The sequence below is a fragment of the Paenibacillus sp. FSL R5-0912 genome, from assembly GCF_000758605.1.
Taxonomy (GTDB): domain Bacteria; phylum Bacillota; class Bacilli; order Paenibacillales; family Paenibacillaceae; genus Paenibacillus_AQ.
Window position 1 is genome coordinate 5,481,600 of the sequence record NZ_CP009282.1, and the last position, 16,742, is coordinate 5,498,341.

Sequence of the window (16,742 nt, forward strand, 5' to 3'; positions counted from 1 at the left end):
CTAGTCTACATTTTTGTGGGGGAGGACTCCAACTTCTTTAGGGGGCTGTGGAGATTTGGCCCTGATACCTTCGCTGTAGCACATTGTGTTCGGTTTTTCGCATACAGTTGGCCCTGATACCTTCGCTATAACACATTGTGTTCAGTTTTTCACTTACATTTGGTCTAGTTACCTTCGCTGTAGCACATTGTATTCGGTTTTTCGCTTACATTTGGCCCGGTTACCTTCGTGGAAGCACATTGTATTCGGTTTTTCGCATACATTTGGCCTGACATACCTCGCAGCAGCTGGCAAAGCAAGCAACCTTTGATCAGAAGCCCAACCCGGCAGAAACCAAAAGAAAATAACCAGCCGCCGGTAGATTTCCGGCGGCTGGTTATTTGTAGTTTCATTTGAATGTGGATGGTGTCCGCGCTACTGGCATACATCAATTAATTTGCTGCGCTACGGATCATGTGCGTAAGGGTTGTGATTTCCTGCGGATCACGTGTTGCCCCTATGATGATCCAGCCGGTGCTCTGGCCGTGGGGGCCGATATAGACCACTTCACCATCGATCGTTTTTTGCTCCAGTGAATTGGGTCTGGTCTTGCAAGGCTCCAGCGCATACATCCGGTCACTGACCGCCCGCTTGGCGATTAGTGACCGGGGATAACATTGCAGCGAACGAATGACATAGGCTGCCGTATCCTGCCCGGCGTTCACCAGCATCTCGGCTGTCAGCTGCTCACCGCCCCCGTCTGCGCAATAGTCGCGGACCTGCGGCAGATCCGCAAGCCCCTCTACCGGCTCAGGAACGTATTGATAACAGCGGATCGGGTCCAGCCTCGTTTCGGCATCGTAGATGATTAACGGGTCCACCTCAGGCGGGGCAGAGTCGCGGAGCAGCATTTTTGCGGTGGAGACCGGCAGGACATAACTCCCCCCACCCGACATATAAGCTCCTGCCAGCTGAATATGATACCCGTCATCCACTGGCTGGGCGACATCCGTTAAATTCAGCACCGTATCCTCCCGGAACAGCGTAGCTGCCCCGTAACGGATTACGATCCGGACTGTTTTGGCATATACAGGCAGCGGCCCGTATCCTCTCACCGGAACATTACCTTCCAGGCAGATCTGCTGCTCATCCCAGGTCAGCCTCACCGATCCCGGCTGCGCGGAGGAGTAAGACCCCGTCCCGTGGACGGTTCTTACCTCATCCGGAGTGCCGAAGATTTCTGGCCCAATGGCAGCTACCGCTGCATAGAAGCCTGAATCCCAGCCCGAATGCTCATTGTCGGATAGATCTACATGATCCGGATGGAGCAGATACCGTTCGTCACGCTCCCAGCTGATTTTCTCCGCTTCCAGCCAGATTTCCCCAATGTCCATCCCCCGCTCCAGTATCACCGTAAAGACCAGCCGGCCATTGGATATAGTCAACAGGTGTATGTGCGAGCCGAAGGAGTCTGTAACAAGCGTCAGGGTGACAAAGCCTCCTCCAGGCAGCACCTGGCGAGTGCCCGGCTGCAGCTGCTCCAGCGTCAATTCGCTTACTCGCTGATTGCTATTTAGCTCATTGCCGTTCTGCTCATTGCTTACTCGCCCATTACTTATACTCTCATCGCTTTTCCGCTCGTTGTCTACTTGCTCACCGTTCATTCATCCACCTCCCCCCTTCCGCTGTCACCGTTTAAGTCAATGTGGCTAAGCAGAAACACGGGTTCGAGCTGTTCGAAGCTGGCGATGGTTAGATGAGCACGGGCAAGCAGTGCCCCGTCTCCGATGCCAACCACGCGCATGCCCGCCCGGATCGCCCCTTCTACACCGGCGGCCGCATCTTCAAACACAAAACAAGCGGCCGGCGCTACTCCAAGCAGCCTGGCTGCTTGCAGGAACACCTCCGGGTCTGGCTTCGCCCTGCCGATGGTGTTCCCGTCCGCCACTGCGTCAAACAGCGGTCTGATGTTCACCTTCTCCAGAATCAGCGGAGCATTTTTGCTGGCCGAGGCAATCGCTGTTCTGACTCCGTGTGAGCGCAACAGCCCAAGAAAGCTGCTTACACCGGGTAATACATCGTCCGGAGTAAGTGTCTCCAGTAGCTCCTTGTACCACTCATTTTTGCGGGAGGCCAGCTCCTCCTTACGTTCCGCTGTCAGATCTGTTATTCCGCCGGACCGCAGCAGAAGTTCAAGCGATTCCATACGGCTAACGCCCTTCAGCTGCTCATTGGTGCTCTCGCTGAAATCGAAGCCGAGCTCACCGGCAAGACGCTTCCAGGCCTGATAGTGAAATTTCGCGGTATCGACAATGACACCGTCCAGATCAAAGATAGCTGCCTCAAAGGGTTGTGCCCGCAACATAGCCCCTCCCTTCCAGCTTGTGCACTGCATGAGCATCCGGATGAATCGTGATCCGGTAGCGCTCCCCCTGCCAGGCAAGCTGGAAGCTCAGCTTCGTCCAGCCCTTAGGCAGCCGCGGCTCCAGCTTAATGTCCTTGCTCCACATCGCACTCTTCAGTCCGGCTAACCCGTATACGATCAGCTGCCACAAGCCGCCGCAATTCGCGATATGTATTCCCTCGGCAGCACCCTTCTTCTCCAGCGAAAGGTCGATATCCATCACCCGCTGCAGGAAATTTGCCGCCGCTTTCGGCTGATTCAGCCAGGAGGCCACAATGCCGTGAACTGCCACGGACAAGGAGGAATCATGGGTTGTAATCGGCTCATAATAGTCATAGGCCGCTTTCAGCTGCTCCCGGGAGAATTCATGCGGGAACAGCAGCATCAGTTCCAGCACATCCGCCTGCTTAAGCGCCTTGGACCGGTAATTGCGCTCCTGGGAGATGAAATGGCCGAAGGGTCTGGATCTGTCGGTCCAGATGCTATCGAAATCTAAATCCGCGTAAGAAGCAAAATCGTCAGACTGCGGAACAATATCCGTTCTGCTGTCATAGGGCAGCCGCAGCTTCTCCGCCGTGTGCCGGAACAGCTCCCGTTCCTCCGGAAGAATGTTCAGGCGCTCTGCCGCAGCCGCATAGCTGTCCGGTTTGCTGCCTTGCAGGCTGTCCAGGCAGGCAATCGTCTGCTCCAGACTGAACTTGACCATGCGGTTGGTGAAGGCATTGTTGCGGGTAAAGGGCAGATATTCGTCCGGTCCCATCACGCCGAGCAGCTCGCCCACTCCTTCCCGGTTCCAGTCTACCCGGTCACACCAGTACCGTGCCGTCTCCACCAGAATATCAATGCCGTAGTGCTCCAGGAAATCTTCATCGCCTGTTGCCCGCACATAATGGTAGAGAGCATACACTATATCCGCTGTTATATGAATTTCATGGTCGGCGTACTGCCAGTTGGCACATTGTTCATCCCCGCTTAACGAGGACTCCCAGGCATATCTTGCTCCCCGGTAGCCATAATTCTGCGCATTGCGTCTGGCTCCGTCCAGCGTATTGTAGCGGAACAGAAGCAGATTGCGGGCCGCCTGCGGGTTGGTATGCAGGTAGAAGGGCAGCAGGTTGATCTCCGTGTCCCAGAAATACCTGCCGAAATAGGCCTCACCGGCATACCCCTTAGCACAAATCGCCACCCGGGCATCCTCCGGTGCATTGGCACGAAGCAGATGATAGAGTGAAGCCCGGACATTTAATTGCGCCAGATCATCTCCCTTGATGAGGATATCGGCCCCCTGCCACTTGCTCTTCCAGCAAGCTGCATGCCGTTCATATAGCTGGTCCCAGCCTATCTCACGTGCACGGCTAAGCTGCGCAAGCGCTCTGCTGCCTGCTTCGCCTTCCTCCATATCCCGGTCCGTGGTCACCGCCGTCAGCTTGCTGACAGTCAGCCGGTCCCCGGTCTGCACAGCGAATTCACCCCGGAGCGCAGCCGTCACCTGGCTATTCTCCTCCTGCCAGATCACCGCTTCAGAGGCTTCCAGCGCAGAGTGCATAAAGATCCGGTTCCCCTGTTCCGTCAGCGTTTTAAGCGACAGGCTGCCCCCAACTTCCGCCGTGGGAACTACACTATCAAAATGATTCATCCCATTGGTGCGTACATCTCCCCGGAGAGAAGCAGCAGCCTCCAGCCTGCCTTCGCCTGCCAGCACCTCAACCTGTATGCGCTGGATACACAGATGGGTATCCGCCATACTGATGTAGCGCTCGAAGGTGCACTGTAGCTGCATGCCCTCTGCTGTCTCCCAGATCAATGTACGATGAAGGCTTCCATCGCGCAGATCCAGCCAGCGTCTGTAGCCGCTGATCCGGGAGCGGTCCATATCCAGGCTCTCGCCTGCAGAGCGCAATTCAAGCCCCAGCATATAAGGAAGATTAACAATCTCCTCCTTCAGCAGCGGATGCCGGGCGACAATGCCCGGGATGAATGTCCCCTGCTTGGACTTCGGATGCCGCGGCTTCTCCAGCGTGACGTTATCCGGAAAACGCAGATATTCCTCATCCTGAGGGGCATCGCTGCATCCCTCTTCAAAGCTTCCACGGGCATGCATATAGCCGTTCCCCTGGGTGAACAGCCCCTCATAATGCTTATGCAGTCCGGCCTCATACCCGTTTTCTTTCAGGCACCACAGGTGTTCCTCATTCATCTGCAACCCCTCAATTCTCCGGTATCTTTCCATGGCGTTCCCGTCAACTCCGTCATCCCTTGACCGCTCCCGCAGCAAGTCCGGATACTACCTGCTCCTGCAGCAGGATATAGACTACAATACTCGGAATGATGACGACCATCGTAGCGGCAAACATGACGCCGTAATCACTGGCAAACTGGCTTTTGAAATAATAGAGCGCCAGCGGCAGGGTCCGGCTCTGATTGCCTGTCGTCAGAATGATCGCGAATTGAAATTCATTCCAGCAGAGCAGGAACTGCATGACTCCCGCCGTGCCGAAGCCCGGCTTCGAGATCGGCAGTATAATCCGGAAGAAGGTCTGAATGAAGCTGGCACCATCCAGGTAAGCTGATTCCTCCATCTCCTTGGGTATCGTAAGGAAGTAGCTGGATAGAATGTAGAGCGAGACCGGCAACCCAAAGCCGGTATAGACAATAATAAGTCCGATCAGCTTGTCATATAGCCCGAGCGCGTTAACTGTTAAGTACAGCGGCTGCAGCATCGCAGCGCCGGGAATCAGCAGCGAGAGGGAGAAGGCTCCCATCAGCAGCTTTTTACCGCGGAATTGAAAGCGCGCCAGTACATAAGCTGCCATTCCGAGCAGAAGCAGATTGAGCAGTGTTCCAAAAATCCCTACAATTACACTGTTGATGTAGAACCGGGAAATCGGCGCGATCTGGAAGGCCTTCGTGTAATTGGAGAAGCGGAAGCTGCTTGGCCAGCCGAGGGAATTGCTCAGAATCTCGGCATTCGTCTTAAACGATGCCAGCAGCACCCACAGGAACGGACCCAGCGACAACAGGACAATCAGGATTACAAATCCATACTTAAGTACACCCAAACTTTTTTTCAACATTCTCACCCCATCCGCTCCATTCAGTTTTGGGAGCTGCCTATTCTGAACAGATTTCGGCATAGCAGGACAAAGATCAAGCCAAAGCCGATTAGGAAAACGCCCACTGAGTTGGAATAACCGAAGTTATTGTCCATGAGAGCGGTTTTGTAAATGTAAATGGGTAAATTCATCGTTTGATTGCCGGGTCCGCCGCCTGTTGTCATTAGAATAATATCCATCTTCTGCAGCATGCTTGTTCCCGACAGAATCACGCAGGTCCCGATAATGTTGCGCAGCATAGGAATGATGATGTACAGGTTGATCTTGAAATTGCTGGCCCCGTCGATACGTGCCGATTCGAACAGACTTTCCGGAATGGCCGCAATCTCGGCCAGAATAAGAATCGTGACAACTGCCGCATAAGGCAGCCAGGTCATCGTGACGGATAGAAAAGCCGTGGCATAATCCATGAACCAGTTCTGGGAGTAATCCGCATTGCCGAATAAACGGACGATACTGTTCACCGCACCGAATTCAGGATTGAGCATGCACAGGAACAGCATACCTACGGCTGCACCCGAGATAATATTAGGAAACATGTACACCGTGCGGGCAAACTTCCAGTAGAATTCCTTCATACTGAGAATAACCGCGAACAGGGTGCCGATGGCCACGTGGACCGTAGATTGCAGCACGACCCAGATCCCCGTATTCAGAGCGCTTTGGCGAAAATCGGCATCGTCCGTAAACAGCTTGATATAGTTAGCGAGACCGGTAAACACCGGGCTGCGTCCGGCCGACCATTCCGTAAAGGATGTGCCGAACAAAATGACAAGTGAGACGGCATAGACAATAATAAACAATGCTACAGTCGGCAACAGGAAAAGCGTGATATACCCTCTATTTTTCCTAACCATCCATATGGTCCTCCCCAATCCTCAGCTTACATTACTCTTTATTTATTCTTAGCAGCAATCTCAGTCAGTTCCTTGGCAATCTCTTCAGCCGTTGCCCGGCCCGCTGCCAGCTTCGGATACAGGTTCTTCCAGGCATCTGTTACGTTCGGATAGACGATGGAGTCCAGGGTCCGGTAATGCAGCTGTGACTTTTGAGCGACTGTGATCGATTCGACCATGATCGGATATTTCTCTTTCAGTGCATCTGATGGCTGAACTTCACTCGATACCGGCATAACATTGCCGTATTCAAGAGCGAGGGTCTGACCTTCAAGCCCTGTTTTGAACTTGATGAATTTCTCCGCAGCATCGCGGGTTTCCGGCGTTTTGGCTCCGATCATATAGCCAACCTCATAAGTGGAAATCAGGCTGTTATTCGGATACGCGGCGACACCCACTTTTGCATCGAAACCTTCACTGGATTTGGTCGGATCGCTGAAGTCTCCAATCATCCAGGGACCGTTGGCAATCATCGCAGCCTTGCCCTGGCTGAACGCGTTCGCTGCATTGGCATACCCCGCCCCAAGCGCATCCTTCGTCGTATACTTCTCCAGCAGCTCCTTCATCATATTAAGCGCCTGAATCATTTCGGGCGTATTGAAGTCGGTAGGGTGCAGGGTGTTCATGAACGTCTTGCCGTTCTCCCCGTTCGTACCGATCATCGCGGCAAGAATCAGGTTGGATGTCCAGGCATTCTCCCCGGTCATCAGTGCGAGGGGAACGAAGCCTGCAGCCTTCAGCTTCTCGTTGTTGCTCATGAATTCATCCCAAGTCTCCGCCGGCTTAATGCCTGCCTTCTCAAACATTTCTTTATTGTAAAAGTAGCCGATATTCTGCTTCTGATCGCTGATCGACCAGATCTTCCCGTCCCGGGTATTGGAAGCAAGTGCATCTTCTCCGATAGCTGCCTTCCATTCCGCATCCTTGTCTAAATAATCATTGAAAGGGGTTGCAAGATTCCCTTTGATCAGGACATCATTAATTCCGTCCTTGCCCATTACGACATCCGGCACATCCCCGGAGGCTGCCAGAATCTTAATCTTATCCACGTATGCGGCATCACTTGGAATCTCTTCAACCACAACCTCCACTTCATTGCCATATTTGGCATTGAACTGCTTGATCTGCTCTTCCTCCATCTTGGCTGATGCATGCGTGCCGACCCGGAACGTAAGATAAGAAATTTTGACCGGCGCTTTAGCCGCAGGTGCTGCTGCATTTCCTGAGCCTGCCGTTGCGGCCGCTCCATTATTCTCTGCTGAATTCCCTGATCCGCATGCCGTAATGGACATGGTCAGCATCAGCATGCCTGCTAAGGTACAGCCCGCTTTGTACAAAGACTTTTGCACAATAAATCCCCCTTTAGAATGATGGCTTAAGCCAGGGTATCCCCCTGCAGCCAATTACAGTTGTTTACAGCTCTCATTGTAGACCAAAGAAAAAAAGGATAGAATTCGTTTTTCTGCATGATCTTTTATAATATCTTGAGCAAATGTGATTTGGCAGCGAGGTTGGTGTAAGGGTTTTCAGATTTCTTTAACTCTGTATCGTTATCTTTACCATCTGGCCGGAAACGGCACGATTTCACCCGGCTCTGCTATTCGCTGTCAAGAAATGAATATATAATGGCTGTACTACAGACTCATCAGCAAGGAGCAACCAACATGTCCAATCAGCATATCCTGAAGCGGATCAGCCTTCGTCCCCTACTCGGACGTTTCTCCCTAATTCCGGTACGAAATAAAATGGTCATTATTATCTTCCTGCTAATTCTGCTTCCGATGACGTTCGCCGGCTGCTACTTCTATTGGAGCATCTCCCAGATTCTAACGAGGAATGCCAATGATAATCTGTCCCTGCTGATCCGCCAGACCAACGACAATATCGAGAAGTCCTTTCAGATTATTGATAATACCTCCCTGCATTTCCTCTCTACTAAAATGTTAAGAAGCTGGTTAATCGACGATATGTCGCTAAGCGATGACTTCTACAAGAAATTCGTCAATAAAAGTGAAATGGAAGAGGATTTGAAGTACAGCCTTATGTTCAACAATGCTTGGAATATCAGCCTGCTGTCAACGGCCTATGTATTTTTTGATAACGACAACTATGTATCCGTTCTGAAGTCCCCGCCAAACATTGAGCAGATTAACCGGAATAATCTCGCAGTCTATCAGTCGGTTAACGGCAGAATGGTCCGCGGCAAAGAAATATTGACACCAAGTCCCGGCGATCCCACGCTCTATTTCACCCGGGTGATGTCCAATATTAATCTTCCCGAGCAACGCCTGGTGCTGATCTTCGGCACGAATGAAGCTGATTTAGCGGAGAAATATTCCGGACTGCTCGAATACCCGGGCGCCATGGCCTACATCATTGATAACCAGGGAGTCATCTATTCTAGTGCGGGTAAGCAGGAATTAGGTTCAACTGCTCCTCCCGATGTGCTTGCGCTGAGGGATCATACGGAAGTAAGTGAGGTCAAGCTTAATCAAGAGACTTATCTAGCCGCTTCCCGCAGCATCGGTACGACCGGGCTCACCTTCATTGCCGGTATTCCGAGGAAGCAGGTACTCGCCAAATTATCCGGCAGCATGCACAATTATATTTGGTTTATCGCGCTGATCGCGTTCGTCTCGCTTGCAGCAGGTGTGTTGCTATCGCTTCGCTTCACCCGGATTATCCGCGATCTGCTGCGGAGTATCCGTAAGGTCAAGAAAGGGGATTACAACACCAGAATGCCCGCTTTCAAGGATGCAGAGCTCAACCAGCTCAGTTCCACCTTCAACAACATGACTGACGAGATCAACTATCTGATCAAGGAAGTCTATGAGAAGCATCTGCTGGTCAAAGAGTCAGAGTTCAAATTTCTGCAGGCTCAGATGAATCCTCACTTTCTGTTCAATACGCTGATTACCATCGGCTACAAGGCAAAACTGTCCAAAGATGAGACCGTTTACAAGATGGTAACGTCCCTTACCGAGCTGCTGCAGGCAAGCATCTATTCGAGCAGTCTGGCCAAAATCCCGATCCGGCAGGAGCTGGATTTCATCCGATTCTATCTGTATCTGCAGAAGGAAAGGTTCGAGGACAAAATGGAATACACGATCCAGATCGAGGATGAGGCCATACTGGATCTGCTGCTACCCAAGCTGAGTGTCGAACCGCTGGTCGAGAATGCTGTCGTGCACGGGGTGGAGCGGAAGCTCGGCAAAGGAAACATCAACATCCGCATATACCGCGAGAACGATTCGGTCTATTTCGAGATCACCGATAATGGCAACGGGTTTGAGCATATGCCCAAGAATTGGAGTCATTTCGAGAGCGACACGATGCGCAAGCAGGGCCACAACAATATCGGCCTGATCAACACGCATAAACGGGTTAAGTTGCTCTACGGCGAGCCTTATGGAATTGAGGTCGAGAGCGAGCCTGGGGCAGGCGCGAGAGTCACTCTACATATACCGGAAGATCAGGGGGAACTAACACATGTATAAGGTTATGATTGTAGACGATGAGCCTGTGATCAAAAAAGGGCTGCAGTGCTTCATCGATTGGAGTATTCTTGAGTGCGAGGTTGTTTGTGAGGCGTCGAACGGCCTGGAGGCGGTCGAGCTGCTGGGCTATTACGATGTCGATATCGTTGTTACGGATATTCGCATGCCGGGAATGGATGGCCTTGCCTTATCGGATTATCTGCACCAGCACTTTCCGCAGACGAAGGTTATTATTCTTACGGCCTTCGCAGACTTCTCCTATGCCCAAACGGCTATTCAATATGAAGTTGTAGACTTTGTAGTCAAGACCAATCCCACAGAGCAGATTCCCCGGGCGATTGAGAAAGCCACGCTGCTGCTGGAAAAAGAACGGGAGCAGAAGCAGAAGGTCCGGCAGCTGGAGAGTAAAATCAACGATAATCTGTCCGAAATCAGCGAAAAATTCCTACGGGAAGCCGTCTATGGCCTGATTAGCGATGAAGCCGGTCTATTCAGCCGCTCAAGCGAGCTGGGGCTGCAGCTGGAGGACTATTTCGCTATCTATATGGAGGTAAAAGATATACCTGGACCCCATGGCTCTGCCGTGAACCCGGCGAATGACCATTACCGCTTCCTGGCCTCCATCCGCCAATTCCTTGCCCTGGCCTTCGGGGAGCATCCCTCTTATATTATGGCCATGGAGAAAAACACCCTGCTGGCGCTTGTCTCCATGACCGGCGGCAATACCGCGGTCTCCACCCAGGCCCTGCTCACGATCAGCAATGAAATTCTCGCCATGGCGGAGAACTTCAGGCAGTATCATGTCAATATCGGCATCAGCCTGCTGCACCGGGATATATCGACGCTGTCAACGGCCTATTTTGAAGCGAGAGAGGCGCTGCAGGGCAGCTTTTATAATGATAATTATGTGGCTGTATATATCCCTCATGCGAACCAAGCCCTTACGCCTGCAGCCCCTCCCCATCATGCCGCCGAGCAGATTGCCGGACATCTGCAGCAGGGAGACAGCGAGTCGGCCATCCGGCAGTTGGACCAGCTGCTGGAGAACTACAGAAGCATTAAAGAGCCGATTGAGAATGTGAAGGTAGCCTGTCTGCTGATCAGCTCCTATTGCTTCCGCTTGCTGAGCACAAGCCAGCCCTTCGCACCGGAGATGGAGGAGAGCCAATCCGCCGTGTATAAGCAGATTCAGGAGAGCAAAAGCATCCAGCTGCTGGCAGATATCCTGGGGCGCCTGATTCTGAGCTGCTCCAGGGCAGTGGCAATGAGTGACAGACAGCCTAATTACATCGTAATTGAATGCCAGAAATATATCAGAGAGCACTACAATCAGAATCTGAGCCTGCAGATTATTGCCGACCATATCCATATCAACAGCAGCTACCTCAGCCGCCTGTATAAGAAGGTCACCGGTGAGTCCATCATCGATGTGATCAACAAGTACCGGATTGACATGGCCAAGAAGCTGCTCCGGAATCCGGCGAGTAAAGTATTCGAAGTCGCGGAAGCCGTTGGCATTGAGACACCCGCCTATTTCACTCATGTGTTCTCCAAATACACAGGGATGAGCCCCAAGGAATATAAGCTGAATTATTCACAGAGCGAATTGGGATAAACGGAAGAAGTACACCAGACGTTGATCATATCGTCCGCTCCGGAGCCTTGAAGGCCGAACATAATCCTTCGCTCCGGTAGTACGCAATGGCTCCGTTCAATTCTTCCAGATCGCATTCAATCTCTGCCTTAGTCATTTCCCGCACGATTTCTTGTGCCTTCTCCACGGCATTTGCCTTGATGTAACAGTGCAGGCACTCCAGGTACAGCCGGGGCTCTTTCTGTGAAGCCTGCTGCAGATAAGCCCCCCACTCATACCAGCCGTCATCATTAAGATCCGCAAAATTCTCAATTGGAGCATAGGAGGTGAAAGAGGGATAGGTATCCGCCAGCATGAAGCCTACCCGTTCCGCTACGGCCCGCTTTTTCCGCAGCTCCGGCAAATCTATCTTCTCCAGCACATACCCCTCAGGCAGCGATAGTTCGATTGGCGTGAACGTCTCACAGGTTACAATGTACCGGTGTCTTGTATACTCCCGTATGTATTTGTTGGGATGAACCTCTGGTATCTTCAATCTCCACTCTTCATTATCCGGTGTGACCTGATCCCAGAACCCCAGTGATTCTGTGAGCGCCTGGTTAAAGGCATCGTTGCCCGTTATTCAATTCTATCACCTATGACATTCCTCCTTATTTCAGGCCGCCTGTGTACCTGTTACAGGATTTTTATTCGATTACGAATTGAGATAAAATGGAAAAAATAAATAAAATAAGAGTCTGCGGAGCGGCATGCTTTGATTTATTTTCGACACAATTGTGTTCCCCTACTCTATCGACAGTAACTCACATGATATGTTATTATGATAAACTGATAACGTATTAACGAACTAAAGCACAGGCTGCTGCGTGTAATCTACTAGGGGGAATAGAGAGATGAAGAGACAAGGGATATTGGGTTTATTGGTAATTATGGCGATTGCTATAATAGCCGGCTGCTCCAGTTCTGGAGGCAATGACGGTAAGCTGGTGATCGGTATAGATGATAAGTTTGCCCCGATGGGCTTCCGGGATGATAACAATGAAATTGTCGGGTTCGATATTGACTATGCGAAAGCGGCTGCTGAGAAAATGGGCAAAGAGGTTACCTTCCTGCCGATTGACTGGTCTGCCAAGGAATCTGAGCTGAATAGCGGACGCATTGATATGATCTGGAACGGCTACACCATCACGGACGAGCGCAAGGATAAAGTGTTATTCACCAAACCTTATCTGGAGAATAGCCAGGTTGTAGTCGTGCTTGCGGATTCAGCGCTGTCTACGCTTAAGGATCTGGCCGGCAAAGAGGTCGGACTGCAAAGCCTCTCCTCTGCTGCCGATGCCCTGGATGCTAATCCGATTAAGGCGGAGCTTAAAGGTGTCTCCGAATTCACCGATAATGTGCTTGCCCTGACAGACCTGAAGTCGGGACGTCTGGATGGAGTAGTCATTGATGAAGTGGTGGCCAGATACTACATATCCAAGGAGCCGGAGACTTACAAGCTGATGGATGAATCGCTGGCCCCAGAGCAATATGGTATCGGGATTAAGAAGGGCAATGAGGACCTGCTGACGGAGCTGCAGAAGGCATTGGATGCGCTGAGCAGTGACGGAACGGCGGCCGAGATTTCCACGAAATGGTTCGGAGAGAACAAAGTACTTAACTAGATGGTTTCCTTTAGGAGTCGGGTGAAGACATGAATATTGACTATATTATTAAAATTTCCGGACCGATGCTGGAGGGGGCACGGACAACGGTATTGCTGTTCCTGATCGTGATCGTATTGTCCATTCCGCTCGGGATGGTGGTTACCCTGATGGCCAAAAGCTCCGTCAAGCCGCTGGCCTGGATCGCACATACTTATATTTATGTGATGCGCGGCACTCCGCTGCTCTTGCAGCTGTTGTTCTTCTGCTTCGGCCTGCCGCAGATCCCCGTGATTGGGCAATATCTGGTCATGGACCGTTTCGTTGCGGCCAGCACTGGATTTATTCTGAATTATGGTGCCTATTTCGCTGAGATCTTCCGCGGGGGAATGCTCTCGATTGATAAAGGCCAGCATGAGGCGGCCAAGGTACTCGGGCTTAGCAAATGGCAGACCCTGCGCAAGGTGATACTGGCCCAAATGTTCCGGGTGGCGCTGCCTGCGGTAGCCAATGAATCCATTACCCTGGTTAAAGATACTGCCTTGCTGTATGCCGTAGCGGTACCTGAGCTGCTCAATTTCGCCAAAACGGCGGTAAACCGTGATTTCACGGTCACCCCTTTTGTCGTAGCGGGCGTAATTTATTTGCTGATGACACTGGTGCTTACGCTATTCTTCAAGACACTGGAGAAACGTTTCAAATTTGAGTAGAAGGGCTGTTTCGCTATGAGTAGTATGATTGAAGTATCGCAATTGCAGAAATCCTTCGGCAGCCTCGATGTGCTGAAACAGATTACCTTTGACGTTAACCCCGGAGAAGTCGTTGCGGTGATTGGACCTTCCGGTTCCGGCAAAAGCACCATGCTGCGCAGTCTTGTGCATCTGGAAGAGGTTACCGGCGGAAGTATCCTGATCTGCGGCCGGGCGCTCGTGGACAAAGGCAAATATGCCAGCGGTGCGGAGATTAGGGAAATCACCTCAACCATGGGGATGGTATTTCAGCACTTTAATCTGTTTCCGCATCTCACCGTAAGGGGAAACCTGGAGCTTGCCCCAAGAACGCTGAAGCGGGAGAGTATTCAGGATATCACGGCCAAAAGCGAGGCGCTGCTCTCCAAAGTAGGTCTTGCCGATAAAGCAGACGTCTACCCCTCCATGCTGTCAGGCGGGCAGAAGCAGCGGGTTGCCATCGCCCGGGCGATGATGCTCAGTCCGGACATTCTCCTGTTCGACGAGCCGACCTCGGCGCTCGATCCCGAGCTCACCGGCGAGGTGCTGCGGGTCATCCGCCAGCTTGCGGACGAGCACATGACGATGATTATCGTCACGCATGAGATGAATTTTGCCCGCGATGTGGCCGACCGCGTCTTCTTCATGGATAACGGCGAAATCGCCGAATCCGGCACACCGGAGCAGATCTTCGGCAACCCGCAGCTGGAGCGGACCCGGACATTTCTGAACCGGGAGTAACGGGAGTGGATTCAGGAAAGGGACTGCCCACTAGCCATACAATGGCTACTTGGGGCGGTCCCTTTTTTCTTATCGTTTGCCTTCGCAGTGGCATATTGTATTCGGTTTTTCGCATACATCTGGGTCGTTTGCCTTCGCAGTGGCATATTGTATTCGGTTTTTCTGTGAAAATACGTCTGGCACTGCGATAAACGCACGGCCTACGCGGCGCACCCAGTCCAATTGTGTTCGGTTTTTCGATTACATTTGGCCTACGCGGCGCACCCAGTCCAATTGTGTTCGGTTTTTCGATTACATTCGGCTTAAGCGGCGTACCCAGTCCAATTGTGTTCGGTTTTTCGATTACATTCGGCTTAAGCGGCGTACCCAGTCCAATTGTGTTCGGTTTTTCGATTACATTCGGCTTAAGCGGCGTACCCAGTCCAATTGTGTTCGGTTTTTCGATTACATTCGGCTTAAGCGGCGTACCCAGTCCAATTGTGTTCGGTTTTTCGATTACATTTGGCCTACGCGGTGCACCCAGTCCAATTGTGTTCGGTTTTTCGATTACATTTGGCCTACGTGGCACGTCCAGTCCAATTGTGTTCGGTTTTTCGATTACATTCGGTGCGACCCCCTTATCCCGGAGTCCTCCGTATAAAATCGGTACTTGTCGTAGCCTTGCTCTTTATTTCGCTTTTTCTCTCGGCCAGAAGAAGCAGGACTGGTCTTCTAGGGTCAGCACCCACTCCGCAAAGGTAGCTGGCGGCATGTTGCGAAGACTCGTATGCATTCTGCGGTTATTGTAAAAGTCCATGTACCGGTCCACGGCTTCATAGGCCTCTTCGAACGTGTCGAAGGCCTCTTTGCGGAACAAATCCCGATCGATATTGCTGTGGAACGATTCAATAAAAGCATTTAAATCCGGCGTTCGAGGCGGAATGCGTTCATGGGTCATCTCCCAGCTTTCACACATGTCGCCAAACAGATGGCTGATGAACTGGGGGCCGTTGTCGGTGCGGATCACCGGACGTGCGCTGTCAGGGGCGCAGTGTTGCTCCATGGCGCGTCCCAGCGTCTGGCAGGCGTGCTTGGCCTCACACGACGATCCTCGGTGATACCCGACGATAACCCGGGTAAACACATCGATAATGCTCAGGACGAAGAAATGCCGGTCCCGGCCCGCCACATACCCGTATTTAATGTCCATCTGCCAGAGCTGGCCCGCTCCGGTAATGACTCGGTTCTCCGGCAGCTTCCGGGGATGCTTAAAGCGCTTCTGACGCTGGGGCTGCAGGATCTCCAGCGCCTGACACAGCCGGTAGCTTTTCTTGTGGTTGAGCCTCAGCCCGTGCTGGTTCCACAAGCACTTGGCCAGCAGTTTGTACCCGTACACGTGCTCTTCTCCAGCGACCAGTTCCAGGAGCATTTCCTGGATCTGCTCGTCGCTAATCTTCTCTCCCGACTCGGTCAGGGAGTAGCCGGGTAGGGGTCTTCCACGCCCCTGGGGGACGGCCTGTGCCTCCTGCTTCTTGCGTTTCTTACGGTCGTAGTACGTAGACTCTGCTAGCCCCACGAGACGGAGCACCAAGGCTGCGGTATTCCCCTGCTTAATGAACATATCGGCTACCTCGATTTTTTCGGATAAGCAGGGGTTGGCTTTTTTAGCAGTTCACGCAGAATCTCAATCTCTAACTCCTTTTCACCGAGCATCTTGACGGCCTTCTCATATTTCTGCTCGACGTCCAGCAGGCGCTTCCGTTCCTCCACCTGGTCCTGGGGATACGGATGATCTTGCTCCCCATGGGCTTCCCGGTAATCCCTCACCCACTGATTCACCGTTGATGGAGTCACCCCATACTTTCGGGCAACCACCGCCGCCTTAATGCCAGACAACACCTCTTGCGCTGCCTTCTCTCTTGTTCCTGTTAAGTGTCCCATTCCGTTCATCCTCCTCCTGTATCTAGTCTACATTTTTGTGGGGGAGGACTCCAACTTCTTTAGGGGGCTGTGGAGCATTCGGCCTACGCTACCCACCCGGTCTAATTGTGTTCGGTTTTCCGTTAAAATTTGTTAAATAGATGAACAGACGACGTTCTGTTTTTTAGCCACGCTGCTCATTTTCATGCTGGAGTTGTGCCTTGAAAGACATGTTTGTTTTCGCATAC

The 16,742-nt window shown here is 52.0% G+C and carries 14 protein-coding genes; 5 read left to right on the forward strand and 9 right to left on the reverse strand.

Annotated elements, in window-relative coordinates:
* Positions 1–431 precede the first annotated feature (431 nt).
* From R50912_RS23245 to R50912_RS23270, 6 genes are read right to left on the reverse strand one after another with little or no spacing between them, the layout of a single operon-like run.
* Complete coding sequence (locus tag R50912_RS23245; RefSeq protein WP_081956615.1) at positions 432–1,643, reverse strand: DUF4432 family protein; 1,212 nt, start codon at positions 1,641–1,643, stop codon at positions 432–434.
* Positions 1,640–2,344, reverse strand: a complete 705-nt coding sequence (gene pgmB, locus R50912_RS23250; RefSeq protein ID WP_052416644.1) for a beta-phosphoglucomutase — start codon at positions 2,342–2,344, stop codon at positions 1,640–1,642. Before pgmB ends, R50912_RS23245 begins: the two co-directional genes overlap by 4 nt.
* On the reverse strand, positions 2,322–4,580 hold the full coding sequence (locus R50912_RS23255) for a glycoside hydrolase family 65 protein (RefSeq protein WP_197072963.1): 2,259 nt from the start codon (positions 4,578–4,580) through the stop codon (positions 2,322–2,324). Before R50912_RS23255 ends, pgmB begins: the two co-directional genes overlap by 23 nt.
* 52 nt (positions 4,581–4,632) lie before the next feature.
* On the reverse strand, positions 4,633–5,457 hold the full coding sequence (locus tag R50912_RS23260) for a carbohydrate ABC transporter permease (protein WP_039308352.1): 825 nt from the start codon (positions 5,455–5,457) through the stop codon (positions 4,633–4,635).
* 20 nt (positions 5,458–5,477) lie between these two features.
* Positions 5,478–6,353 (reverse strand): carbohydrate ABC transporter permease, encoded by an 876-nt coding sequence (locus R50912_RS23265; RefSeq protein ID WP_042238237.1) that lies wholly within the window; start codon positions 6,351–6,353, stop codon positions 5,478–5,480.
* A gap of 38 nt (positions 6,354–6,391) precedes the next feature.
* Positions 6,392–7,741: an ABC transporter substrate-binding protein gene (locus R50912_RS23270; protein WP_197072964.1), complete on the reverse strand. Its 1,350-nt coding sequence runs from the start codon at positions 7,739–7,741 to the stop codon at positions 6,392–6,394.
* 315 nt (positions 7,742–8,056) lie between these two features.
* Here R50912_RS23270 and R50912_RS23275 point away from each other — a divergent pair, with 315 nt between their 5' ends.
* Both R50912_RS23275 and R50912_RS23280 read left to right on the forward strand, forming a co-directional pair.
* Complete coding sequence (locus R50912_RS23275; protein WP_081956616.1) at positions 8,057–9,889, forward strand: sensor histidine kinase; 1,833 nt, start codon at positions 8,057–8,059, stop codon at positions 9,887–9,889.
* On the forward strand, positions 9,882–11,504 hold the full coding sequence (locus tag R50912_RS23280; protein ID WP_042238238.1) for a response regulator: 1,623 nt from the start codon (positions 9,882–9,884) through the stop codon (positions 11,502–11,504). The genes R50912_RS23275 and R50912_RS23280 overlap by 8 nt, the downstream gene beginning before the upstream one ends.
* A 25-nt stretch (positions 11,505–11,529) precedes the next feature.
* Here the strand turns inward: R50912_RS23280 and R50912_RS23285 are convergent, their stop codons facing one another.
* Positions 11,530–12,018 (reverse strand): hypothetical protein, encoded by a 489-nt coding sequence (locus R50912_RS23285; RefSeq protein WP_156123277.1) that lies wholly within the window; start codon positions 12,016–12,018, stop codon positions 11,530–11,532.
* A gap of 394 nt (positions 12,019–12,412) precedes the next feature.
* Between R50912_RS23285 and R50912_RS23290 the strand changes: the two genes are divergently transcribed.
* The 3 genes from R50912_RS23290 to R50912_RS23300 are packed head-to-tail and all read left to right on the forward strand — an operon-like array spanning position 12,413 to position 14,595.
* Positions 12,413–13,147 carry an amino acid ABC transporter substrate-binding protein gene (locus R50912_RS23290; protein ID WP_371916279.1) on the forward strand — a complete coding sequence of 245 codons (735 nt, stop codon included), beginning with the start codon at positions 12,413–12,415 and terminating at the stop codon, positions 13,145–13,147.
* A 29-nt stretch (positions 13,148–13,176) separates the two neighbouring features.
* Positions 13,177–13,836: an amino acid ABC transporter permease gene (locus tag R50912_RS23295; RefSeq protein ID WP_042238245.1), complete on the forward strand. Its 660-nt coding sequence runs from the start codon at positions 13,177–13,179 to the stop codon at positions 13,834–13,836.
* Positions 13,837–13,851: 15 nt separating this feature from the next.
* Complete coding sequence (locus R50912_RS23300) at positions 13,852–14,595, forward strand: amino acid ABC transporter ATP-binding protein (RefSeq protein WP_042238247.1); 744 nt, start codon at positions 13,852–13,854, stop codon at positions 14,593–14,595.
* A 667-nt stretch (positions 14,596–15,262) separates the two neighbouring features.
* On the opposite strand, the gene R50912_RS23305 is transcribed toward R50912_RS23300, so the two are convergent.
* Together R50912_RS23305 and R50912_RS23310 are read right to left on the reverse strand one after the other, a co-directional pair.
* On the reverse strand, positions 15,263–16,195 hold the full coding sequence (locus R50912_RS23305; protein WP_081956348.1) for an IS3 family transposase: 933 nt from the start codon (positions 16,193–16,195) through the stop codon (positions 15,263–15,265).
* Positions 16,196–16,200: 5 nt separating this feature from the next.
* Positions 16,201–16,515, reverse strand: coding sequence for a helix-turn-helix domain-containing protein (locus R50912_RS23310; protein WP_052415919.1), 315 nt, complete (start codon positions 16,513–16,515; stop codon positions 16,201–16,203).
* Between the last annotated feature and the right edge of the window lie 227 nt (positions 16,516–16,742).